Genomic DNA, 24,609 nt, shown 5'->3' on the forward strand with positions numbered 1-24,609 from the left:
ACGACGTTGGGCGCCGATGGGTGACTGAACGGGCAGCCTTGCGCCCCATGGAAGCAGGCCGCCTTCTTCACATGAATGCACTGAACCGAGAAGGCAGTCACGTCATTTCTTTTTTCTTCGTCAAGCTATTGACGTTGAGAAAAGTTCACGTTAAACCTTTAGCTCGTTCTGGAAACATTCAGTCAGCCACACCCGCCGGACCGCACGCACCGCTTCACGTTGCACTGCGCGCCGTTCGGCAACTGCAGTAAATCACGCGAACAAACGCCCTCAGGGGACGTTGGGCCATCGGGCCCGGCGGTGGCGTTGCTTTGCCCGAAAACCAGTCCAACCAGGAGTCGTACGCAGATGAATCGGATTTATCGCAAGGTCTGGAACAAAGCACTCGGACAGCTGGTCGTGGCCTCGGAACTGGCCTCTTCCGACCAGCCCGGCAACGTCATCGACAAACGCCGCCGAGGCAGTGGTCCGATCCTGGTGGGCGCCTCGTTGGCGATGGCCTTGGGATGGGGAGCGGCCATGCCGTCGGCCTTGGCCCAGTCCGTTGCAGTCGGTGGCACCGAAGAGTGCACCCTGGCGGACGGCTCGCTGGCGCAATGCGCGGTGACCGGCAACGCAGTGGTTTCCGGTGCGACCGCGGTTGCCGTGGGTGACAGCAGCACCGCCACCGGCCTGTACGCCGTGGCCATCGGCGCCGACGCCATCGCCGGCAAATCGCTTGCGTCCGCCTTCGGTGGCGGCGCGCAGGCCACCGCGACCGGCAGCACCGCACTCGGTGCAGGCAGCGTGGCATCGGCCAGCAACAGCGTGGCGCTGGGCGCGGATTCCATCGCCACCCGCGCCGACAGCGTGTCGGTCGGCAGCGCCGGCAGCGAACGCCAGATCACCAACGTGAAGGCCGGCACGGCCGACACCGATGCGGTCAACGTGGCCCAGCTGGACGAAGTGGCTGCCGTCGCCGACACCACGGCGAAGTATTTCCAGGCCACCGGCAGCGACGATAGCGATGCCGGCGCCTTCGCCGCCGGTGCCAATGCCACCGCCATCGGTGAAGCGTCCAATGCGCTGGCCGATGGCAGCACGGCCCTCGGCAGCGGTGCTGCCGCCGTGGCCAGCAATGCGACGGCGGTCGGTTTCAACGCGCTGGCCAGCGGCCAGAACAGCGCCGCCTTCGGCAACAACGCCCAGGCCAACGGCCCGGGCAGCGTGGCGGTCGGTGGTGCGGCAGTGGACGCCGATGGCAACCCGCTGATCACCAACGGCGGCGTGCCGGTGGATACCGGCGCCACCAGCGCCGGCGTGGGCGCCACTGCGGTCGGCGCCAGCGCCGAGGCAAGCGGTTTTGCGTCGTCTTCGTACGGCCTGGGTGCCTACGCCGGCGGCGCGCAGTCCTCCGCTTTCGGTGCGGTGTCCAATGCGATCGGCGATTACTCCACCGCCATCGGCACCGAATCGGTCGCCACCGGCACCAGCAGCGTGGCCATCGGCGGACCGGCGGACCTGATCCCGGGCCTGGGCTACTTCGTGCAGACCCAGGCCAGCGGCGAATCGGCCACGGCCGTGGGCGCCGGTGCCATCGCCAGCGGTGACCTCAGCCTGGCCAGCGGCACGCTGAGCGAAGCATCCGGCGAGCAGGCCACTGCTGTTGGTTACTTCGCCTACGCCCCCGGCGACCGCGCCAGCGCGCTCGGCGCGCAGAGCTGGGCCAGCGGCGAAGACAGCACAGCGGTCGGCTTCTACAGCACGGCACGGGGGGCCAACAGCGTGGCGCTGGGCGCCAACTCCGAGGCAGTGCGCGCCAATTCGGTCGCGGTCGGCAGCGTCGGCAACGAGCGCCAGATCACAGATGTAGCGGCCGGTACCGAGGCCACCGATGCGGTGAATCTCGAACAGTTGGACGCAGTGGCTGCAGTAGCCGACACCACCGCCAAGTACTTCCAGGCCACCGGCAGCGAAGACAGCGACGCCGGCGCGTTCGCGGCCGGCGCCAACGCCACCGCCATCGGCGAGGCGTCCAATGCGCTGGCCGACGGCAGCACCGCGCTCGGCAGCGGCGCGACCGCCGTCGCCAGCAATGCGACGGCAGTCGGCTTCAACGCGCTGGCCAGCGGCCAGAACAGTGCCGCCTTCGGCAACAACGCCCAGGCCAACGGCCCGGGCAGCGTGGCCGTTGGCGGTGCGGCAGTGGACGCCAATGGCGACCCGCTGATCACCAACGGCGGGGTGCCGGTGGATACCGGCGCGACCAGTGCCGGCGTGGGCGGCACCGCCGTTGGTGCCAGTGCCGAAGCCAGCGGCTTCGCTGCCTCGTCGTACGGTGTGGGGGCCTATGCCAGCGGCGCGCAGGCATCCGCGTTCGGCGCGGTGTCCAACGCCACCGGTGATTTCTCCACCGCCATGGGTACCGGCAGCGCAGCCACGGGCAACAGCTCGGTTGCCGTGGGCGCCGATTCGGTGGCCAGTGGCGGCTACAGCACCGCAACCGGCCAGGCCAGCATCGCCAGTGGCACCAACAGCGTGGCCGTCGGTGGGGCGCTGTTCGGCCTGCTCGCCACCGAAGCCTCCGGCAATTTCTCCACCGCCGTCGGTGGCGGTGCCTGGTCACCGGGTGCCAACAGCACCGCGCTCGGCAATGCGGCCGAGTCACGCGGTGACAACAGCGTGGCGCTGGGTGCCGACTCCATCGCCACCCGCGCGGACAGCGTGTCGGTCGGCAACACCGACCTGCAGCGGCAGATCACCAACGTGGCCGCCGGTACCGAAGGCACCGACGCGGTCAACCTGGACCAGCTCAATGCGGTCGCCGCAGGTGCGGAGAACACCAGCAAGTACTTCCAGGCACAGCCGGAAACCGGCACCGACATCGGTGCATGGGCCGAAGGTGAAGGGGCGTTGGCGGCCGGTTCGGCCAGCAACGCCATCGGTGACGGCGCCGTCGCACAGGGCGCAGGTGCTGCTGCCGTCGGTAACGACAGCGTAGCGGTCGGCCGCAACACCAGTGCTGGCGGCGAAGGTGCGGTGGCCATCGGTGGCCTCGGCCAGGCGTATGACGAATACAACTCGCCGATCTTCAACGACGACGGAACCGCGGTGCTGACCGGCACCAGCGCCAGCGCGGGTTCCACTGCGGTGGGCAACGCGGCGCAGGCTACCGGCCTGGTCAGCAATGCCTTCGGCTCCGGTGCACAGGCCACCGGCGACAACAGCTTCGCCGGCGGCAACAAAGCGCGCGCAACCGGCGGCTACAGCGTGGCGATCGGTGACAGCGCGTGGGCCAGCAGCGATGAAAGCACGGCCGTAGGTGGCTACAGCTTCGCCACCGCGGCAGGTGCAACGGCGTTCGGTTCCAGCGCATGGGCGACGGCGACCAATGCCTCCGCGTTTGGTCCGGCGGCTTGGGCCAGCGGCAGCGGGTCGACCTCCATCGGTTACAACAGCTGGGCCGATGGTGCCAGCTCCACGGCGGTCGGCCGCGGTGCATTCGGCTACGGTGACTACAGCGTCGCCCTGGGTTACCAGGCGCTCGGCAACACCATTAACAGCATCTCCATCGGCACCAATTCCGAAGCGCTGGGCGAGAGTGCCATCGCGGTCGGTGCGGGCAGCAGCGCCGCCGGTGACAACAGCGTGGCGCTGGGTGCAGGTTCGATCGCTGATCGCGAACGCAGTGTCTCGGTCGGCAGTGCCGGCAGCGAGCGCCAGGTCACCAACGTGGCAGCGGGTACCCAGGGTACCGACGCGGTGAACCTGGACCAGCTGGAAGCCGTGGCGGCAGCAGGCGAAACCACCAGCAGGTATTTCCAGGCCAGCGGCAGCGCAGACAGCGATGCGGGTGCTTTCGTCGAAGGCGAAAACGCCTTGGCCGCGGGCGAGGCCAGCAATGCCATCGGCGATGGCGCCGTTGCACTAGGCAGCGGCGCGACAGCGATCGGCAGCAATGCCGCCGCGGTGGGTTTCAATGCCTTGGCCTCGGGTGAAAATGCCAGCGCCAGCGGCTTCAACGCACAGGCCACGGCGGCCAACGCCATCGCCAGCGGCGCCAACGCCGTGGCATCCGGCGAGTACGCCACGGCCAATGGCGCAGAGAGCCTGGCGTCGGGTGAAATGAGCGCCGCTTTCGGCGCTGGCAGCATGGCCACCGGCGCCGGCAGCACCGCCAGCGGCGTACTGGCTGAAGCCAGCGGCGAAGAAGCCGTCGCCGTAGGTTACTTCAGCACCGCCGATGGCAGCGGTGCCACCGCAGTGGGTTCCGAAGCGGTCGCCATCGGCACGACCGCCGCCAGCTTCGGCTTCGCCGCTGAAGCGACCGCCGGCTACAGCACGGCGGTGGGCGGTTACGCGCAGGCGTCGGCGTTCAACGCCACGGCGCTGGGCAGCTTCGCCGATGCATCGGGCGCGAACTCGGTGGCGCTCGGCGGGGACTCGGTGGCCAGCGGTGCGTACAGCACGGCGGCCGGCCAGGCCAGCATCGCCAGTGGCACCAACAGCGTGGCCGTCGGTGGCGCGCTCGGTGGGCTGTACGCCACCGAGGCATCGGGCAACTACTCCACCGCAGTCGGTGGCGGCGCATGGGCGTCCGGGGTCAACAGCACCGCGATCGGCAATGCGGCGATATCCGCAGGGCTCAACAGCGTCGCGCTGGGTGCAGACTCCATCGCCGACCGCGACAACAGCGTGTCGGTCGGTGGCGGTGGCGCCACCCGGCAGATCACCAACGTGGCCGCCGGCAGCGAGGCCACCGATGCGGTGAACCTGGCCCAGCTGGAAGCCGTCGCCGCGGCCGGTGCAACGGCCAGCAAGTACTTCGCCGCCAGCGGCAGCGAAGACAGTGACGCCGGTGCGCTGGTGGACGGCGAGAATGCGCTGGCGGCAGGCGAAGCCAGCAATGCGCTGGGGGACGGTGCGATCGCGCTGGGCAGTGGCGCGACCTCGGTGGGTGCCAATGCCTCGGCAGTCGGCTTCAATGCCCTGGCGGCAGCAGCGAATGCCACCGCCAGCGGTGCCAACGCGGCCGCATCGGCCGAGTACGCTACCGCCAACGGTGCAGAGAGCGTGGCATCGGCTGAAACCAGCTCGGCGTTCGGTGCCGCCAGCGTGGCCAGTGGCACCGGCAGCACCGCTGCTGGCGCCTTGTCCGAAGCATCGGGCGTGGAGTCGGTGGCAGTGGGCTACTTCAGCAGCGCCGCCGGCGATGCGGCGACGGCCGTCGGTGCGGAGAGCAGCGCCAACGGCAGCGTGGCCGCCAGCCTCGGCTTCCGTGCCGACGCCAGCGGCGACTTCAGCACGGCAGTCGGCGGCCTCTCGCAGGCCAGCGCCTTCAACGCCACCGCGGTCGGCAACTCGGCCGTGGCCTCCGGTTCCGGCTCGCTCGCCCTTGGCGGTGACGCGCTCGCCAGCGGCGCACGCAGCGTCGCACTCGGTGCCGGTTCTCAGGCGCTGGAAGCGAACGTGGTGTCGGTCGGCGGCGGCAACGGAGCCAGTGCACCGGCGACCCGTCGCATCGTCAACGTGGCCGATGGTCGCCTGACCGCCGACAGCAGCGATGCGGTGACCGGTTCGCAGCTGAGCACCACCAACCAGCGCGTGGGTGCGGTGGAAACCAAGGTCAGCGATATCGACAACCGCATCGGCGGGCTGCAGACCACCCAGGCAAACACCCTGGCCTACGATGACTCCGAGCACGGCAAGCTGACCTTCGGCGGGGCCCAGGGCACGGTGGTGGACAACATCGCCGCCGGCAGCATCAGCGGCGACAGCCGCCAGGCGGTCAACGGTGGCCAGCTGTTCCAGTCGCTGGCCAATGCGGCCAGCATGCTGGGCGGTGGCGCCAGCGTCGGCCTGCAGGGCGTGTTCGTCGCGCCGAACTACATCATCCAGGGCAGCACCTACAACAACGTCGGCGACGCCTTGACCGCGCTGGACAGCCGGGTTTCCAACCTGGGCCAGAGCCTGGCTTCGGGTACGCCGGTCAGCACCGCACCGTCGCCGGCCGCCGGTGGCAGCGGCCCGTCCACGGCCGCCGGCGGCACATTGCCGGTCGCCACCCCGAGCGCGGACGTCAGTGCGCAGGCGGTGGTGGGCCAGGGCGCGCTCGCCAGTGGTGCAGGCGCCACGGCGATCGGCCTGGGGGCAACGGCCTCGGCGGACAATTCGGTGGCACTGGGCCAGGGCTCGGTCGCAGACCGCGCCAACTCGGTGTCGGTCGGCAGCGTTGGCAACGAACGCCAGGTGACCAACGTCGCCGCCGGTACCCAGGCCACCGACGCGGTCAACAAGGGCCAGCTGGACAGTGGCGTGGCCTCGGCCAACAGCTACACCGATTCGCGCGTCAAGTCGGTTGCCGACAGCTTCGACGTGTTCAAGGGCGATGTCGACGGCAAGCTGCGCAACATGGACCGCCGCATCGACCAGCAGGGCGCGATGAGCGCGGCGATGCTCAACATGGCCACCAGTGCGGCCGGTGTGCGCACCCAGAACCGGGTCGGCGTCGGTGTCGGCTTCCAGGGCGGCGAGTCGGCTTTGTCACTGGGCTACCAGCGTGCGGTCAGCGACCGCGCAACGGTGACCTTCGGCGGCGCGTTCAGCAGTGATGACAGCTCGGTAGGCGTCGGTGCCGGCTTCGGCTGGTAACGCCTGGCCGAGCGCAGAAACAACGCGGCGACCGTCCGGTCGCCGCTGGCCAGTGAAGCCTGAGGGGGCGGGTCACGGCAACCCTGGCGAGGCCAGCCAGGGGTAGTTGCAGGGAGTAAGGCCGCAGGTTTGGTTCCACCATCGACCCAGAAGAGGATTTCGACGTGATCAACAAGCAGAACCTTCGCATCAACGTACTCGCCGCTGCCGTACTGTCGCTGACCGCAGGCGCGGGCATGGCCCAGGCCGCCGACCTGAAGGTCAGTGCGCCGCAGCAGGTCCCCACCGCGCAGCAGCAGGCGGCGAACGGCATCATCGTCAAGTACAAGGCCGGCAGCAGCGCGGCGAGCAGCAGCGCAGCCAAGGTGGCGGTCGTCAATGGTGCGCTGTCGCGTGCCACGTTGTCCGGCAACCGCGGGACCGCCAGCGCCCGCGCTGCCGCGTTCAGTCCGCAGCTCGCCCGCCGGCTCGGCGTGGGAGCCGACCTGATCCGCCTGAAATCCCGCCTGGCCGGTGCCGACCTGGACAAGGTGCTGGCGGAACTGCGCGCCGACCCGGCCGTACAGTACGCCGTGCCGGACGCACGCATGTATGCCATCGACGCCGGCACGCCGGCGCGCGCGCGCGCCGTCGTACAGGCTGACGCAACGCCGGCCCTGGTGCCGAACGATCCGTACTACGCGCAGTACCAGTGGCATCTGAACAGCGCCACCGGTGGCATCAATGCACCGGCTGCGTGGGATGTGGGGGCCGGCGAAGGCGTGGTGGTGGCGGTGCTGGACACCGGCATCCTGCCGCAGCACCCGGACTTTGCCAGCGGCGCGCTGCTGCCCGGCTACGATTTCATCAGTGATGCGGAAACGTCGCGTCGTGCGACCGACGAGCGCGTCCCCGGTGCGCTGGACATGGGCGACTGGGTCGAGAACGACAATGAATGCTACGACGGCTCGCTGGCCGAAGACAGCTCGTGGCACGGCACGCACGTGGCAGGCACCATCGCCGAGGCGACCAACAACGCGCTCGGCATGGCCGGCGTGGCGCACAAGGCCAGCGTGCTGCCGGTGCGCGTGCTGGGCAAGTGCGGTGGCTACCTGTCCGACATCGCCGATGCGATCACCTGGGCATCAGGCGGCACCGTCGCTGGCGTTGCGGCCAATACGACCCCGGCCGACATCATCAACATGAGCCTGGGTGGCGGCTCGGCCTGTGATCCGCTGTACCAGGATGCGATCAATGGCGCAGTATCGCGCGGCACCCTCGTGGTGGTCGCGGCCGGCAATTCGGCCTCCAATGCGGCCAACTTCCGCCCGGCCAGCTGCAGCAACGTGATCGCGGTCGGTGCGAGCCGCATCACCGGCGGCATCGCCTCCTATTCCAACTTCGGTACGGTCGTCGACCTGTCCGGACCGGGCGGCGGTGGCGGTGTCGATGGCAACCCGGGCGGCTACGTGTGGCAGGCCGGTTACAACGGCACCACCACCCCGACCTCCGGTGCCTACAGCTACATGGGCATGGCCGGCACCTCGATGGCTTCGCCGCATGTGGCCGGCGTGGCTGCCCTTGTGCAGGGCGCGCTGGCCGCTGCGGATCGCGATCCGCTGACCCCGGCAGAGATGGAGACGCTGCTCAAGCAGACCGCGCGTGCGTTCCCGGTCACCATCCCGGCCGGTACGCCGATCGGTACCGGCATCGTCGATGCAAAGGCGGCCCTGGATGAAGCATTGAAGGAGCCGTGCACCGAAAACTGCGCACCGCCTGCCACTCCGCTGACCAACAAGGTCGCCGTGGCCGGCATCGCCGGCGCCAGCGGCAGCGAGAAGCTGTACAGCTTCGTCGCCACGGCCGGCAAGCCGGTCAGCTTCGTCACCTACGGCGGCACCGGCAATGTGTCGCTGCACGTGGGCGCGGACACCGGCACCTCGACCGTGGTGTACACCGCCAAGTCGACACGTGCAGGCAATGCCGAAACCGTGCGCATCACTGCGCCGGTGGCTGGCACCTACTACGTGAAGCTGGCCGGTGACGCGGCGTTCTCCGGTGTTTCGCTGCTCGCCACGCAGTAAGTCATCACGTTGACCTGGACGGCCCGCCAGCTTGCTGGCGGGCCTTTTTATTTGACGCAATCGAGATTTTCCCGCGCTGAACGGCTGTGACCGATGGCGAACTGCTAAAGTCTGGACGATTGCAGGCGAGGCACTTTGTGAACGCAGTAGCCGACCAGGTCAACGTGGACACCATCGAAACGTCGCTGATCGACGCGCTGCTCCTGCGCGGACGGTTGAAGGATGCCGATCTGGTCCGCGCCCGCACCCTGCATGCCGAATCCGGTGGCAGCCTGCTGTCGCTGCTGGTCCGCCTGGGTCTGGTGTCCGAACGCGACCAGGCGCAGGTCAGTGCCGAGGTGCTCGGGGTGCCGTTGCTGGAGGCACGGCAGATGCCGGAAACACCCCCGTCGTCGCTGGTCGACGCCTTGCCGGTGACGCTGCGCTTCCTCAAACAGTTCCACGTCTGTCCGGTTTCGCTGGATGAACAGGGCCTGCTGCTGTGGCAGGCCGACGTGCATGATCCGTATCCCTGCCAGGCCATCAGCCTGGCCATGGGCGTGGACGTGCACCCGCGGGTGGGCCAGCGTTCGGAGATCGACGACCAGATCGAGCGCTGGTTCGGCCAGGGCCGCAGCGCCATGGGCGCGATCGTTGAAACCGCAGATGGCGAAGGGGCGGCGGTGGATGACATCGAACACCTGCGTGACCTCGCCTCCGAAGCACCGGTGATCCGGCTGGTGAACCTGGTCATCCAGCGTGCGGTGGAACTGCGCGCCTCGGACATCCACGTCGAACCCTTCGAAACGCGCCTGAAGGTGCGCTACCGCGTCGACGGCGTGCTGATCGACGGGGAAAGCCCGCCGTCCAACCTCACCGCTGCGGTGATCAGCCGCATCAAGATCATGGCGCGTCTGAACATCGCAGAACGTCGCCTGCCGCAGGATGGCCGCATCATGCTGCGCGTGCAGGGCAAGGAGCTGGACCTGCGCGTCAGCACCGTGCCGACCGCGCATGGCGAAAGCGTGGTGATGCGCCTGCTGGACCGCGAGACCGTGGTGTTCGACTTCCATCGCCTCGGCTTCACCGATGAATTCCTGCCGGCATTCCGCAAGGTGCTCGAGCAGCCGCACGGCATCCTGCTGGTCACCGGGCCGACCGGTTCGGGCAAGACCACCACGCTGTATACGGCGTTGAGCCAGCTCAATACCGCCGACGTCAAGATCATCACCGTCGAAGATCCGGTCGAGTACCAGATCGAAGGCATCAACCAGATCCAGGCCAAGCCGCAGATCGGGCTGGACTTCGCCAATGCGCTGCGAAGCATCGTGCGCCAGGATCCGGACATCATCATGATCGGCGAAATGCGCGACCTGGAAACCGCGCGCATCGCGATCCAGTCCGCGCTCACCGGCCACCTCGTGCTGTCCACGCTGCACACCAACAACGCGGCCGGTGGCATCACCCGCCTGCTGGACATGGGCGTGGAGGACTACCTGCTGACCTCCACCATCAACGGCATCCTGGCCCAGCGCCTGGTGCGCCGGCTGGAGCCCACCCATGCCGAACGGTATCCCGCCTCGCCGGAGGAAATCGAACGCTTCGACCTGCGTCGGCTGCAGCCGGAAGGCACCATCCATCTCTACCGTCCGCGGCCATCGGCGCTGGCGCCCACCGGGTACTTGGGGCGCACCACGATCGTCGAATTCCTGGTCATGAACGATGAACTGCGGCGCGCGGTGATGCGTCGCGATGGCATGGGTGAAATCGAACGCATCGCCCGCAGTGGCGGCATGCGCACCATGTACGAAGATGGCCTGCTGAAGGCGCTGGCCGGCCAGACCACGCTGGAAGAAGTCCTGCGCACCACCGAGGAAAGCTGAGCATGCCGGTGTTCCGATACAAGGCACTGGATGCGCAGGGCGAAGTAGTGGATGGCCAGATGGAAGCGGCCAGCCAGGCCGAACTGGTGGTCCGGCTGCAGGAGCAGGGCCACCTGCCGATGGAAACCCGCCTGGCCAGCGAAGGCGGCCTGGAGGCGGGGCGCCTGCGCGGCCTGTTCAAGCAGCGTCCGTTCCAGGGCGCCGCGCTGCTGCAGTTCACCCAGCAGTTGTCCACGCTGCTCGGTGCCGGCCAACCGCTGGACCGCGCCCTGACCATCCTGCTGAGCCTGCCCGAAGACGAACGCTCGCGGCGCGTGGTCAGCGAGATCCGCGACACCGTGCGCGGCGGCGCTTCGCTGTCCAGTGCGCTGGAACGCCAGCACGGACTGTTCTCGCGCCTGTACATCAACATGGTGCGCGCAGGCGAAGCCGGTGGCAGCCTGCACGACACGCTGCAGCGGCTGGCTGATTACCTGGAACGCAGCCGCGCGCTGCAGGGCAGGGTGGTCAATGCGCTGATCTACCCGGCGATCCTGCTGGTGGTGGTCGGCGGGGCGCTGCTGTTCCTGCTCGGCTACGTGGTGCCGCAGTTCGCGCAGATGTACGAAAGCCTGGATGTCACCCTGCCGTGGTTCACCCAGCTGGTGCTGCAGATGGGCCTGCTGGTGCGTGATGGCTGGATCTTCTTCATCGTGGTGCCGGCGCTGCTGGCCTGGCTGGGGGAACGCAAGGCGCGGCAGCCGGCGTTCCGGCTGGCGCTGGATGGCTGGCTGCTGCAGCGCAAGGGTATCGGTGGCCTGCTCGGCAAACTGGAGACCGCGCGGCTGGCCCGCACCCTGGGCACCCTGCTGCGCAATGGCGTGCCGTTGCTGGCGGCGCTGGGCATCGCGCGCAACGTGCTGGGCAACCGCGCGCTGGCCGCCGACATCGACCTGGCCGCCGATGAAGTCAAGAACGGCAACGGCCTTTCCGCCGCATTGGCACGTGGCAAGCGCTTCCCCCGCCTGGCGCTTCAGATGATCCAGGTCGGCGAGGAATCCGGTGCACTGGATACCATGCTGCTGAAGACCGCCGACACCTTCGAGCAGGAAACCGCACGCAGCATCGACCGCATGTTGTCGGCGATGGTGCCGGCGATCACCCTGGTGCTGGCCTCGGTGGTGGGGCTGGTGATCATCGCCGTGCTGGTACCGATGTACGACCTGACCAATGCCATTGGCTGACCCTGTTTTCCCCGTGGAAAGGAACCCCTGACGATGCGACACCGTCCCCTGAAAGCTTTTACCTCCGCTCGCCGCCAGTCCGGCATGAGCCTGCTGGAGATCATCATCGTCATCGTGCTGATCGGCGCGGTGCTCACCCTGGTGGCCAGCCGCGTGCTGGGTGGTGCCGACCGCGGCAAGGCGAACCTGGCCAAGGCCCAGGTGCAGACCGTTGCCAGCAAGATCGACAACTACCGCCTGGACACCAATCGCCTGCCTGGCAAACTGGATGAACTGGTCACCGCGCCCAGTGGCGTGAACGGATGGATGGGCCCCTACGCGAAAGCATCGGACCTGGACGATCCATGGGGCCGGCCGCTGGATTACCGTGCCCCCGGCGAGAGCCAGGACTATGACCTGATCAGCCTGGGCAAGGATGGCAAGCCGGGTGGCACCAGTTTCGATGCGGACATCCGCTACGAACAGTGATGCAGCCAAGGGCCCGCACATGCCGGGGCTGAGCCGCCTGCGCCTGCAGCCGATGCCCGCGCGCCACCCGCGCGTGGGCGGCATGTCGCTGCTGGAAATGCTGCTGGTCATCGCGCTGATCGCACTGGTCGGGCTGGTCACCGGCGGCATGTTCGCGCGTGGCATGTCCGGCGCCCAGCTGCGCAATGCCGGCAAGGAGCTGGCCAGCCAGCTGCGCCTGACCCGCGCCGAAGCCATCGCGCGTGGTTCCGTGCAGCGCTTCGTCATCGAGCCGCGTGCGCGCCGCTGGGAAGGAGCGGGCGGACGCAGCGGCAGCCTGCCCGAATCTCTGCAGGTGAGCTTCGAGGGGGCCGCGCAGCTTCAGCCGGGCGCGGGGCGTGGCGCGATCGAGTTCCATCCCGATGGCGGCTCCAGTGGTGGCCGTATCGTGCTGAAGCGAGGAGACGCCCGGTGGCGCATCGACGTGGGATGGCTGACCGGCGAAGTACGCTCCGCTCCGGATGCGGCCCCGTGACACGCGCCCGGTACGCAATGCGGGTACGTCGCCGCGCGGGCGGTTTCACCCTGCTCGAAGTACTGGTGGCGTTCGCGCTGCTTGCCATCGCGTTGACCCTGCTGTTGGGCACCCTGTCCGGCGCCGCGCGACAGGTCGGGCAGGCCGATGTGCGCACCCGCGTGGTGCTGCACGCACAGTCCCTGCTGACCAGCGTGGGCATCGAGTCGCCGCTTCGCGAAGGCCAGCAGCAGGGTCGCTGGGAGCAGGGCCGCTACCAATGGCAATTGCAGGTACGTCCCTACGTGGAAGCACGTGATACGCCCGTGCCGCCCGCACAGGCGCAGGCATCGGCCGGCCCGCGCCTGGTGGAGCTTGAACTGCAGGTGCGCTGGACCCAGCCGCGCGCCGGTGAACTGCGCTGGCGCACGCTGCGCCTGTTGCCGCCGATGCTGGAGGCAAGCCCATGAATCATCGCCCGTCAGGCTTCACCCTGATCGAAGTATTGCTGGCCACCGCGCTGTTGGCTGCCGGGCTCGCCTTGGCCTTCGTCACCGTGCGTTCGGCAATGACCATCAGCCAGCGTGGCGAAGCGGTGGCCGCCGACAACGAGCGCATGCGTGCGGTGCAAGGTCTGTTGCGACGGCAGTTGAGCCAGGCGCTGCGCAGTCGCATCGAGCCAGCCGATCCTGCGCGGGAACCGCTCTATTTCATTGGTGAAGCACAGCGCCTGCGCTTTGTTTCCGAGGTCCCGGGCTACCTCGGGCGCGGTGGATCCTACGTGCATGACCTGCAGGTGGTGCGCAGCGGGCAGGGCGTTCGGCTGCAGCTGGGGCTGGTGATGGTGCAGGACGGCGTGCAGATCCAAGAGCGTCCCGCGCGCGCGCCGGAGCCGCTGGCCGATGGCCTGCGCCAGGTAACGCTGCGCTACCGCGGCCGCGACGAAACCAGTGGCGGATTGAGCGATTGGGTGGACACGTGGCCGGATACGCGCCGTCCGCCGTTGCTGGTTTCCGTGCAGGTGCAGCCGCTGCGCGGACCGGCGTGGCCGGAGCTGCGCGTGGCGCTGGAAAACGGCGGCCAGGAGCAGGCGCGATGACCGCCGTGCCAGCCCGTCGCCAGCGCGGTGCGGCACTGGTACTGGTGCTGTGGCTGATTGCCTTGCTGACCGCGCTGGTCGGCGCCTTCGCCTTGTCGGCGCGTATCGAGCAACTGCAGCAGCGGGTGCAGGACGACACCGGTCGTGCGCAGGAAATCGGCCGGGCGGGGGTGGCGTATGCCATGTCCCGGCTGCGCGCCGATTCCGCACGTCCCCCTTGGCAGCCCGATGGACGGCCGTATCGTTGGCAGTTCGACGGTGCCAAGGTGGATATCCGGATTGAAGACGAAGGCGGCAAGATCAACCTGAACCTGGCCGACGCCGCCTTGCTCGAGGGTTTCCTGCGCGCGCTGCAGGTCGACCCGCAGCAGGCAACGCAGCTGGCCGGTGCGATCATCGACTGGCGCGACGCCGATGACCTCAGTCCCGCAGGAGGCGGCGCTGAGCTGGGCGACTATGTCGCCGCCGGCCTGCCGTACGGCCCGCGCAACGCCCGCTTCGAGACCCTTGGCGAGCTGCAGCGGGTGCTGGGAATCAGCCCGGCGCTGTACCGCCAGATGCGCCCGATGTTGACCCTGCACAGCCGCCAGTCACGCCCGGACGGACGCTTCGCGCGCGGCCCGGTGTTGACCGCGCTGGGCCTGGATGCCGCCCTGGTGCTGGCCCAGCGGGAGCAGGAATGGAGCGGCGCCGACGATCCGTCGCGTCCCGCCTCTATTGCCACCGGCAGTGGCACCTATAGTATCGACTGTCGGGTCACGGATGACCGGGGTCGCATCGCCAGCAGCCGGGCCGTGGTGCGCAATGCCCAGAGCGTGGCGATGGGGCGGGCTTACACAGTGCTTGAATGGGAACAGGGAATGGCATCGCAATGACAGCGTGGCAGCAAGGATTCAGGCAGGTAACGACGCAGGTAGCGCCGCGAGCCAGCCATTTCCTGCACTGGTGGCGGACTTCACTGCTGGCCTGGTTGCCGGCCCGCTGGCAGTGGGCACTTGGCTGGGCGCCAGCGCGGCTGCTGCTGCGGCAACAGGATGACCAGTTGCACCTGGAACGTGAGATCGGCACCCAGCGGCTGGCGGTGGCCACGCTGCCATGGCCGTGCCAGGCCGCCGCGCTGGCCACTGCACTGCCGCCGCGCCTGCAGCGTCTGCCGCGTTACTGGCTGTTGGATGGCGGCCAGGTGCTGCGCCGCACGCTGCGGGTTCCGGCTGCTGCAGCGGGTCGCCTGCTGGACGTGATGGGTTTCGAAATCGATCGGCAGACCCCATTCACCGCCGACCAGGTGAGCCACGACGTACGCCTGTTGGGTGATGCCGGCGCCGGCCAGCTGGATGTCGAGCTGGTGGTCCTGCCACGCGCGCGCCTTGAGCAGTGGCAGCAGGAGGTGGGCAGCTGGGCCGATGCAGTCAGTGGCATCGACGTGATGGATCGCGCTGGTGAACCGTTGAAGGTGAACCTGCTGCCGCCTCCGTTGCGCCGACACATGCGCAATCCCCAGCTGCGGCTGGAGCTGCTGCTGGCGGTGGCCGCGCTGGTGATGTTGCTGCTGGCGGGCAGCCAATTGCTGCATAACCGCGAACAGGCCGCCGATACGCTGCGTGCGGAAGTCGAGCGCAGTGCGCGCAACGCACGTGGCGTGGCCGATGAACGCGCGCGCCTGCAGGCGCTGGTGGATGGGGCACGCTTCCTTGACGAGGAGCGCGACAAGCGACCGACGATGCTGGCGGTATGGAATGAACTGAGTCGGAAGCTGCCCGATGGCAGCTTCCTAGAAAAGATCGGCGTGGAGAACCAGCAACTGCAGTTGATCGGGCTGAGCCGCGAGGCCAACCAGCTGGTGCCGCTGCTGCAGCAGTCAGCGCTGTGGCAGCGGGTGAACCTGACCGGCGTGCTGCAGGCCGATGGAACCGCAGGCGGCCGTGACCGCTTCACCTTGACCGCCGAGCTGCGTGCTTCGGCCAACGCTGCCGCCGCCATGGCGAAGAAGGGAGCGGCCGATGCCGGTGCAAACGACGCCCCGTGACCGCTGGCTGGCGCTGGCGCTGCTGCTCGCCGTGCTGGTGCTGGCCTACCTGCTTCTGGTCCACCCCTTCTTTACCGTGCCGTGGCGCGCGATCGACCAGGAAATCGTCGCATTGCAGGAACGCCAGCACCGTGTGCAGGTACAGATCGACCAGCGACCGGAGGTGAGCGCGCGCCTGCAGCAGGTGCAGCAGGCGTTGCGTGAGCGTCCTGGCTTCCTGCCCGAAGCCACCGCCGAGGCCGCGGCGGCGGCATTGTCCTCGCGCGTCCAGGACGCGGTGCTGTCCGCCAGCCCGGGCAACCGCGGCTGCGTGGTCAGCAATCGCACGCCGATGCCGGACAACCGTACCGAGGCCAGCTATGTCCGGGTCGCCTTGCAGGTCAGGTTGCGCTGCGGCGTGGATGAAACGGCCAGCGTGCTGCACGCGCTGGAAACCGGGGCGCCACGCCTGTTCGTGGAAAACCTCAACATGCTTGCGCAGCGCTTCCAGCAGTCCACCGAGGAAGCCGGTACCGGCCTTGACGTGTCCTTCGAGCTGATCGGTTATCTGCAGCCGGGAATCGCCGATGCCGGCGCGGCCCCTGGCTCTATGGGAGATGACGAAGCGGCAGCCGCGGCAACGGAGGCGGCGCCCGCGCCGGCCACCGCCGAGGTCGATGCCGCCGACAGCCCGCCTGCCGACGTGGAGCAGACCGATGCAGAGTGAGCGCTTCAGCCTGCGCGGCGCGATCCTGCTGGGGCTTGCCCTGCTGGCGGCGGCGGCCTGGTTGGCCACGGTGCTCGGTGCGGGTACCCGCATCCGTGGCCAGGACAACAGCGAGGTGGCGGCGCCCCGCCTGCCAACGCTGCCTGATGCTGCGGCTGATCCGATGGCCGCACCGTCCAGTTTCAGCGCCATCACCGAGCGTCCGGTATTCGCCGAAGACCGCCGGCCGCATCCGTTCCGCCTGGGGGGGCAGCAGCAGGCTACGCCCGGTGGTGCATTGCGCTTGACCGGCGTACTGCTCAGCGGCAGCTTCGGCATGGCCACGCTGTCCGGCGACAACAACCGTTCGCTGCGCCTGCGCCTCAATGGCGAGGCGCTCGAAGGCTGGCAGCTGCTGGCGCTGGAGCCGCGCCGCGCGACCGTACTTGGCCCCGACGGTGCGCAGGTGCTGGAACTGGCGGTGTTCGATGGCCAGGGCGGGCAACCGCCTACCCAGCTACGCGATCCGCGAGCGCCCGCCGGCGCGGCACGGCCGGGCACCGTCGTGCCGTCCCCCGCCGCCGCTGCGGCACGCGCAGGGCAGGGGAGCCCGGCGGCGGTTCCTGCAGCTGCCGCGCCCACGCCTGCCGCCAATGGAGCGCCTGCCAACCAAGGGCCCAGCGAAGAGCAGATGCGCGCCATCCGCGAACGCATCCGTGCCCGCCGCGAGCAACTCCAGCAGCAGCAACAGCAACAGCAACGCCAGTCGACGCCGCCCCCCGGCGGCGCTGCCAACCCTTAGAGTGAAAGCATGAACCTGCGTTTCCCCAGCTGCTCTTTCGCCCTCGCCCTGCTGGTCGGATGCACGACGGTGCCCACGCCGGACGTGCAGCGCAAGGCGCGTTTCGATACCGGCATCAGCACCCCGACCGAGACCCTCGAGACGGAAGAGCAGGGCGCGCCCAAGGCCGTGATCCGACGCGGCACCGGCACGATGATCAACCGGAGTGCCGCAGCGGCGCGGTCACCTGCGCTGGCGCAGGCCAGCAACGGCGATGCCACGTTCAATTTCGAAGGCGAGTCGCTGCATGCGGTGGTCAAGGCCATCCTGGGCGATCTGCTGGGACAGAACTACGTCATCGCGCCTGGCGTGCAGGGCACGGTGACGCTGGCCACGCCCAAGCCGGTGTCCGGCGCGCAGGCGCTCAACCTGCTGGAGATGGTGCTGGGCTGGAACAACGCCCGCATGGTCTACAGCGGCGGCCGCTACAACATCGTCGCCGCCGACCAGGCGCTTGCCGGCACGGTGGCGCCGAGCACCGCGCCAGCGGCCAATGCGCGTGGATTCGAAGTGCGCGTGGTACCGCTGCAGTACATCTCCGCCACGGAGATGAAGAAAGTGCTGGAGCCCTACGCCCGGCCCAACGCGATCGTGAATGTTGACAGCGGACGCAACGTCATCACCCTGGGCGGCACGCGGCAGGAACTGGAAAACTACCTGCACACCGTGCAGATCTTCGACGTCGACTGGTTGTCGGGCATGTCGGTGGGCGTGTTCCCGATCAGTTCCGGAAAGGCCGAACAGGTCTCGGCCGATCTGGAAAAGATCTTCGGCAAGGACAGCGAGACCCCCAGTGCGGGGATGCTGCGCTTCCTGCCGCTGGAAAATGCCAATGCCGTGCTGGTGATCACCCCGCAGGTGCGCTACCTGGACCAGATCCAGCAGTGGCTGGATCGCATCGATACCGCCGGTGGTGCGCCGCGGCTGTTCTCCTACGAACTGCGTTACGTCAAGGCGCGCGATCTTGCCGAACGGCTGGCAGAGGCCTTCGGCAGCAGCGGTAGCAGTCGTGGAGGCGACAGCGGCGCCTCGCTGGCACCGGGTGGCACCAGCTCGCGGATCGACGGGGGCGACAGCCGCGCGCAGGACGCCGGACTGGACAGCAGTGCGCTGGGTACCTCCGGCAGCGGCGCCGGCCAGGGTGGTGCTTCGATGAACCTGCCGCAGCGCCAGTCAGGCAACGCCAGCGTCACCCTGGAGATCGCCGGTGACACGGTCGGCGTGTCCGCCGTGGAAGAAACCAACACCCTGCTGGTGCGCTCCACGCCGCAGGCCTGGCGATCCATCCGCGAGGTGGTGGAAAAGCTGGACGTGATGCCGATGCAGGTGCATATCGAAGCCCAGGTCGCCGAGGTCAGGCTGACCGGTGAGTTGAGCTACGGCGTGAACTGGTACTTCGAGAACGCCGTGCAGGGCGCCGGGTATACCGGCGCGGCGGTCGGCGCCACGCTGCCCAATGCGGCAGGCCGCGATATCTGGGGGACCTTCTCCGGTGCGGTCACCGGCGGCAGCGGACTGGGCTGGACCTTCCTCGGGCGCAATGCCGCCGCGGTGGTCAGCGCGCTGGACAAGGTGTCCGATGTCCGGCTGCTGCAGACGCCCTCCATCTTCGTCCGCAACAACGCCGAAGCGACCCTCAACGTGGGTGAGCGGGTGCCGATCACCAGCACCTCGTTCAACAGCGGCGTGGGCGGTGGGACCTACGGCCAGGTGCAGTACATCGATACCGGCGTGATCCTGAAGGTGCGGCCACGGGTGACCCGCGATGGCACGGTGTTCCTGGATATCGTGCAGGAGGTGAGCAACGCCGAGGCGGTCGCCAGCACCTGCGACCAGGCCAGCGGCGGCTGCAATCCGCGCATCACCACGCGCAAGCTGGCCACCGAAGCGGCGGTGCAGAGCGGCGATACGATCATGCTCGCCGGACTGACCACCGACTCCGGCACCGACAGCAGCAGCGGCATCCCCGGCCTCAGTCGTATTCCGGTGCTTGGCGCACTGTTCGGCAGCAAAGGGCGCAACAGCGGGCGCTCGGAAGTCATCGTGCTGTTGACCCCGACCATCGTCCGCAACGGCCAGGAATCGCGCGACCTGACCGACGAATACAGCCGTCGCTTCCGTGCGATGGAGCCGATCAACGCCCCGCGCGCGAAGTAAATCACGACAAGGACGGTCGCATTGCGGCCGTCTTGCTTGCTACGCTGGCCGCACATGGCTGTGGCAACCGCCCGCCGTGCATCCACCAGCGGAGGCGGGATGGGGGCGATCGTGTTGTTGCCGTTGGGCGTGGACGACGCTGCGTTGGACCGCAGCCTGGCGGCCTTGGATGCAGCCACCCCGCCCGGTACCGCCGTATGGCTGGCCGACGACGCACAGGCCGGACCGCGTGCGCAGGCCGTGGTGGAACATTGGCTGGCCCACACGCCGCTGCAGGCCGAGTACACGCGGCGTGCGCGGCCGTTGGGTGAAGTGGCCCATCTGGATGAGATGCTGCGCGCCTGCGCGGGGCTGGACGTGGCAGTGCTGGCGCCGGACAGCGTGCCGGGACCGGGCTGGCTGGAGCAGCTGCAGGCCTGCTTTGCGCGCGATGCCTCGATCGCCACGGCCACGCCGTGGTGCAACGCCGGCGAGACCGTTGCATGGCCGCGGATGGGAGAGGTCAATGCCATGCCCGACGCGCTTGAAACACTGTCCCGGGCATGTGCCGACATGCCGCCCAGGTATCCGGAACTGCCCTCGGCGGTGACCCACGCGGTGCTGGTGCGGGGCACGGCGCGGCAACGTGCGGGCGGACTGGACGCGGACAGTTACGGCGGCTGGAGCGCGGCGCTGATCGACCTGGGATTGCGCATGGCCGGACTGGGTTGGCGCAACGTGCTGTGCGAGACCGCCTTCGTCGCCCGCGCCGACGAGGGCGGCCACGCGCCGGGGGACCTGGAAGCGCTGGCCAGTCGCTGGCCGGCGTGGACGCCGCGGCTGGCCGATTTCCTGATGCACGATCCGCTGCGTGCTGCACGCGAGGACCTGCAGCTTGGCTACCAGCGCGCGATAATGCCGAAGGCGCAGGGCGATCTGTTCGGCGTCGCCCCGCCGCCGCAGGAGCCGCCCGCTTGAACCCCGCCATCGTCGCCGTCGTCGTCACCTACCAGAGCAGCACGACCATCGAGGACTGCCTGCAGCGCCTGCGCGACGCGCGCGGCATCGCCGAGATCCGCGTGGTGGACAACGGATCGACCGACGACACGGTGGATATCCTGCAGCGGCATGCCAGCCATGACCCGCGCGTGCGCTTCATCGCCAACCCGGACAACCCCGGTTTCGCTGCCGCCAACAACCAGGGCGCCGGCGATTCCAGCAGCCCGTGGCTGGCCTTCATCAACCCTGACGTGATGGTGGAAGCGGAGACCCTGGCCCTGCTGTGCGAGCGCGCGCAGGCGCTGGGCGACTGCCTGCTGGGCGTGGAGCAGGTCGATGAGAACGGCCGTGCCGACGATGCGGTGCGCCGTCGCGACCCAGACTTCCTGGCCATGCTGCGCTCGCCCGGGAGCGGGTCGAAGCTGGCCATCGCACGTGATCCCAGCGTGGCGATGCAGCGCGTGCCGGCGATCTCCGGTGCGGTGATGCTGATGTCGCGCGTGCTGTTCGAACGCATCGGCGGTTGGGATGCCGGCTACCGGCTGCACGCCGAAGACCTTGACCTGTGCCGTCGCGTGCGCGAGGCCGGCGGCGTGGTGGCCATCGCCAACGACCTGCAGGTGCTGCACGTACGCGGCGTGTCCAGCCGCTCGCGGCCATTCTTCGTGGAATGGCACAAGCATCGTGGGCTGTGGCGATACTTCCAGCGCTTCGAAGCGCGGCAGCGCAGCCTGCCGGTGCGGGTGGCGGTGTGGGGGGCGATATGGGCGCACGCGGTATTGCAGGTGCCCAGGCTGCTGCGAGCGGCGTAGCCCCTCGTGGTGGCGGTTGCTTCAGGTGGCCGGGTTGGCGCCGGGTGGTGGGGCTGGGCGGGGGACGGCAAGAGCCGCTCCTGCGGGCCTCGTTTCGCGCCATCCATGGCGCGGGTACACGTCATCGCATTCGCGCTGCCGCTCCCACGGTTTGCTGCGCAAACCATGGGCCCCTCCTCACCAACGCCCACACCCCGCCGCTTCGCGGCCGCCCCTGACTCAGGGGCTCCCTCCACCCGACACGCTACGGGGCCCCGGTAGCGCCGAGCCGTGCTCGGCGAGCGCAGCGGGCCGTTGGCGGAAACATCCCGCCGACCATGGGTCGGCGCTACCAGGACCGCATGGTCCAAGGCGGCCATGGACCTGTCGAAGGTGGGGCGGGGTGGGTTGGCGGGAACGCTCATCCGCATGGATGCGGATGGCGAGCCTCCAAGGACGGATTCACGGCGATTCCCACCCATCCACCCCGCCCCACCAACGCAACAGCCCTGCAGCCATTGCCGTTGCCCTTGACGTTGCCTCTGCGGGCGCAGGGCCGCAGGCCCGGCACCAACCCCCGCACGCGGCGCATAATGGCGGCATGATCATCCAATCCCTGCTCGACACCGACCTGTACAAATTCACCATGATGCAGGCGGTGCTGCACCAGTACCCCGGCGCCACGGTGCAGTACCGGTTCAAGTGCCGCACGCCAGGCATCGACCTGGCGCAGTTCATCGGCCAGATCGACGAAGAGATCGACCACCTGTGCAGCCTGCGCTTCAGCAGCGAAGAACTGGATTACATGCGCGGCCTGCGCTTCGTGAAGCCCGACTTCGCCGACTTCCTCGGCCTGTTCCACCTGGACCGCAAGTACATCAGCCTGCGTGCCTCGGACAGCGTGCCCGGCGAGATCGAGCTGGACATCACCGGGCCCTGGCTGCACACGATCATGTTCGAAGTGCCGCTGCTGGCGATCATCAACGAGGTGTGGTTCCGCAACACCACCACTGCCGACATCGCCGAAGGCGAACGACGGCTGCAGGCCAAGGCGGCGCTGCTGCGTGACACCCCGGGTTTCGAACACTGCCGCGTCGCGGACTACGGCACGCGCCGGCGCTATTCGCGCGATTGGCATGCCCGCCTGCTGCCCTTGCTGCGTGACGCGCTGGGAACCCAGCTGGTCGGCACCAGCAACGTACATTTCGCCCGCCTGTACGGCATGACGCCGCACGGCACGATGGCTCACGAGTACCTGCAGGCGTTCCAGGCGATCGGTCCGCGCCTGCGCGATTCGCAGGTAGCCGCGCTGGAATCATGGGCGCGCGAATACCGCGGTGACCTTGGCATCGCGCTGTCCGACGTCGTCGGGCTGGATGCGTTCCTGCGCGATTTCGACATGTACTTCTGCAAGCTGTTCGACGGGGTGCGGCATGATTCCGGCGACCCCTTCGACTGGGGTGACCGCATGCTGGCGCATTTCCAGCAGCGCCGCGTCGATCCGCGCAGCAAGGTACTGGTGTTCAGCGATGGGCTGGACATCGAAAAGGTCATGCGCCTGTTCGATTACTTCCGTGGCCGCTGCCAGGTCGCCTTCGGCGTCGGTACGCACCTGACCAATGACCTCGGTCCGACGCCGCTGAACATCGTGATCAAGATGGTCCGCTGCAATGGGCAGCCGGTGGCAAAGCTGAGTGATTCGCCCGGGAAAAGCATGTGCGACGACCCGGGTTACCTGGCCTACCTGCGCCAGGTTTTCGAGTTACCGCCAGCGCTCTGATCCGCGCGGACTTCCGCTGCGCTCGCCGAGCATGGCTCGGCGCTACCGAGGGGGTTGGGATCGCCGAGTAGCGCCGAGCCATGCTCGGCGAGCGCAGCGGCAATGCGGTCACTCCAGCGCGTAACGCAGCACGAACAGGCCGGCCACCAGCCAGACCGCGGGATGCACCTCGCGCCAGCGCCCGGTGCCAGCCTTCAATGCGGCGTAGGCAATGAAGCCGAATGCCAGCCCATTGGCAATGGAGTAGGTGAACGGCATCGCCAGCGCGCACAGCGCCGCCGGCACCGATTCGGTGAGGTCATTCCAGTCCACCTCCACCAGCTCGCGCAGCATCAGGCCAGCCACGAACAACAGGGCAGGGGACGTGGCATAGCCGGGCACCATCGCCGCCAACGGCGAGAACAGCAGGGCAGCCAGGAACAGCGCGGCGACCACCAGCGCGGTCAGTCCGGTACGCCCACCCACCTGCACGCCGGACGCGCTCTCTGCGAAGGCGGTGGTGCTGCTGGTGCCCAGCAGCGAACCGGCGACGATGGCGGTGCTGTCGGCCAGCAGCGCCCGGCCGAAGCGCTTCTGCGCGCCGGGCAGTTTCAGCAGGCCGGCCCGGCCGACCACGCCGTACAGCGTGCCGGTGGCATCGAAAACTTCCACCAGCACGAACACCAGCACCACCTGCAGCAGCACCGCCAGCGGCGCGCCGCCGTCGTGGTGGAGCAGGCCGGGCAGGTCCAGCTGCAGGAAGGTCGGGGCCAGGCTGGGCGGCAACGAAACCAGCCCCTGGTACTGCACGCTGCCGAGCAGCCAGCCGGCGCCGGTGACCGCCAGGATGCCGATCAGGATGGCGCCACGCACGCGGCGTGCCTCCAGCACGGCGATCAGCAGGAAGCCGGCAAGCGCCAGCAGCGGCGGGGCGGTGTTGAGGGCGCCCAGCGCCACCAGCGTGTCTTCGTTGCCGACGATCACCCCGGATTTCTGCAGGGCGATGATGGCCAGGAACAGACCGATGCCGGCCACGATCGCTGAACGCAGCGATGCCGGTATGCCCGCCACCAGCCAGGCGCGCACGCCGGTCAGCGACAGCACCAGGAACACCAGCCCGGAAATGAACACCGCCGCCAGTGCCTGCTGCCACGGCAGGCCGGCGGCACCGACCACGGTGAAGGCGAAGAACGCATTCAAGCCCATGCCCGGTGCCATGCCCACCGGGAAGTTGGCGGCGAAGGCCATCACCAGCGAGCCCAGCGCGGCGGCCAGGCAGGTGGCCACGAATACCGCGCCAGCATCCATGCCGGTGGTGGACAGGATGTCTGGATTGACGAAGACGATGTAGGACATCGTCAGGAATGTGGTCAGGCCGGCCAGCAGCTCGGTGCGCACGGTGGTGCCGTGCTGCTGCAGCTGGAACAGGCGTTCGAGGAGGGCCATGGAAGTCTCGTGACGATAAGGTGTCACGACCAACGGCCGTGACCTGCCGGAATGTAAACGGCCGCGCAGTGCGCGGCCGTTTTTCCTT

The 24,609-nt window shown here is 68.6% G+C and carries 17 protein-coding genes; 16 read left to right on the plus strand and 1 reads right to left on the minus strand.

The window, feature by feature from the left end; all coding sequences use genetic code 11:
* Positions 1-348 precede the first annotated feature (348 nt).
* From CXG43_RS13055 to pncB, 16 genes are all read left to right on the plus strand, one after another.
* Positions 349-6,630 carry an ESPR-type extended signal peptide-containing protein gene (locus CXG43_RS13055; RefSeq protein WP_101100309.1) on the plus strand — a complete coding sequence of 2,094 codons (6,282 nt, stop codon included), beginning with the start codon at positions 349-351 and terminating at the stop codon, positions 6,628-6,630.
* 164 nt (positions 6,631-6,794) lie between these two features.
* Positions 6,795-8,693, plus strand: coding sequence for a S8 family serine peptidase (locus CXG43_RS13060; protein WP_101100310.1), 1,899 nt, complete (start codon positions 6,795-6,797; stop codon positions 8,691-8,693).
* 137 nt (positions 8,694-8,830) lie between these two features.
* Positions 8,831-10,555, plus strand: a complete 1,725-nt coding sequence (gene gspE, locus CXG43_RS13065) for a type II secretion system ATPase GspE (RefSeq protein WP_101100311.1) — start codon at positions 8,831-8,833, stop codon at positions 10,553-10,555.
* 2 nt (positions 10,556-10,557) lie between these two features.
* Positions 10,558-11,778, plus strand: a complete 1,221-nt coding sequence (locus CXG43_RS13070; RefSeq protein ID WP_101100312.1) for a type II secretion system F family protein — start codon at positions 10,558-10,560, stop codon at positions 11,776-11,778.
* Between the two features lie 33 nt (positions 11,779-11,811).
* The gene (gspG, locus tag CXG43_RS13075) at positions 11,812-12,246 is read left to right on the plus strand and encodes a type II secretion system major pseudopilin GspG (protein WP_223181789.1); all 435 of its coding nucleotides are present in this window, start codon (positions 11,812-11,814) and stop codon (positions 12,244-12,246) included.
* Positions 12,247-12,265: 19 nt separating this feature from the next.
* Entirely contained in the window at positions 12,266-12,760 is a 495-nt protein-coding gene (locus tag CXG43_RS13080; protein WP_101100314.1) for a GspH/FimT family pseudopilin, read from the plus strand.
* Between the two features lie 17 nt (positions 12,761-12,777).
* Positions 12,778-13,209: a prepilin-type N-terminal cleavage/methylation domain-containing protein gene (locus CXG43_RS13085; RefSeq protein ID WP_101100315.1), complete on the plus strand. Its 432-nt coding sequence runs from the start codon at positions 12,778-12,780 to the stop codon at positions 13,207-13,209.
* A complete protein-coding gene (locus CXG43_RS13090; protein WP_101100316.1) occupies positions 13,206-13,838 on the plus strand; it encodes a prepilin-type N-terminal cleavage/methylation domain-containing protein in 633 nt (210 codons plus the stop codon). Before CXG43_RS13085 ends, CXG43_RS13090 begins: the two co-directional genes overlap by 4 nt.
* Positions 13,835-14,713 carry a type II secretion system protein GspK gene (locus tag CXG43_RS13095; protein ID WP_101100317.1) on the plus strand — a complete coding sequence of 293 codons (879 nt, stop codon included), beginning with the start codon at positions 13,835-13,837 and terminating at the stop codon, positions 14,711-14,713. The genes CXG43_RS13090 and CXG43_RS13095 overlap by 4 nt, the downstream gene beginning before the upstream one ends.
* The gene (locus CXG43_RS13100) at positions 14,710-15,864 is read left to right on the plus strand and encodes a PilN domain-containing protein (protein WP_101100318.1); all 1,155 of its coding nucleotides are present in this window, start codon (positions 14,710-14,712) and stop codon (positions 15,862-15,864) included. The genes CXG43_RS13095 and CXG43_RS13100 overlap by 4 nt, the downstream gene beginning before the upstream one ends.
* Positions 15,839-16,570 (plus strand): type II secretion system protein GspM, encoded by a 732-nt coding sequence (gene gspM / locus CXG43_RS13105; RefSeq protein WP_101100319.1) that lies wholly within the window; start codon positions 15,839-15,841, stop codon positions 16,568-16,570. The genes CXG43_RS13100 and gspM overlap by 26 nt, the downstream gene beginning before the upstream one ends.
* On the plus strand, positions 16,560-17,351 hold the full coding sequence (locus CXG43_RS13110) for a general secretion pathway protein GspN (protein ID WP_101100320.1): 792 nt from the start codon (positions 16,560-16,562) through the stop codon (positions 17,349-17,351). Before gspM ends, CXG43_RS13110 begins: the two co-directional genes overlap by 11 nt.
* Positions 17,352-17,360: 9 nt before the next feature.
* Complete coding sequence (gspD, locus tag CXG43_RS13115) at positions 17,361-19,547, plus strand: type II secretion system secretin GspD (protein WP_101100321.1); 2,187 nt, start codon at positions 17,361-17,363, stop codon at positions 19,545-19,547.
* 99 nt (positions 19,548-19,646) lie between these two features.
* A complete protein-coding gene (locus tag CXG43_RS13120; RefSeq protein ID WP_101100322.1) occupies positions 19,647-20,504 on the plus strand; it encodes a glycosyltransferase in 858 nt (285 codons plus the stop codon).
* On the plus strand, positions 20,501-21,337 hold the full coding sequence (locus CXG43_RS13125) for a glycosyltransferase family 2 protein (protein WP_101100323.1): 837 nt from the start codon (positions 20,501-20,503) through the stop codon (positions 21,335-21,337). Before CXG43_RS13120 ends, CXG43_RS13125 begins: the two co-directional genes overlap by 4 nt.
* A 580-nt stretch (positions 21,338-21,917) precedes the next feature.
* On the plus strand, positions 21,918-23,096 hold the full coding sequence (pncB, locus tag CXG43_RS13130; RefSeq protein WP_101100324.1) for a nicotinate phosphoribosyltransferase: 1,179 nt from the start codon (positions 21,918-21,920) through the stop codon (positions 23,094-23,096).
* A 108-nt stretch (positions 23,097-23,204) separates the two neighbouring features.
* On the opposite strand, the gene CXG43_RS13135 is transcribed toward pncB, so the two are convergent.
* Positions 23,205-24,521: an NCS2 family permease gene (locus CXG43_RS13135; RefSeq protein WP_101100325.1), complete on the minus strand. Its 1,317-nt coding sequence runs from the start codon at positions 24,519-24,521 to the stop codon at positions 23,205-23,207.
* Between the last annotated feature and the right edge of the window lie 88 nt (positions 24,522-24,609).

The organism is Stenotrophomonas sp. Bg11-02, assembly GCF_002836635.1.
Classification (GTDB): domain Bacteria; phylum Pseudomonadota; class Gammaproteobacteria; order Xanthomonadales; family Xanthomonadaceae; genus Stenotrophomonas; species Stenotrophomonas lacuserhaii.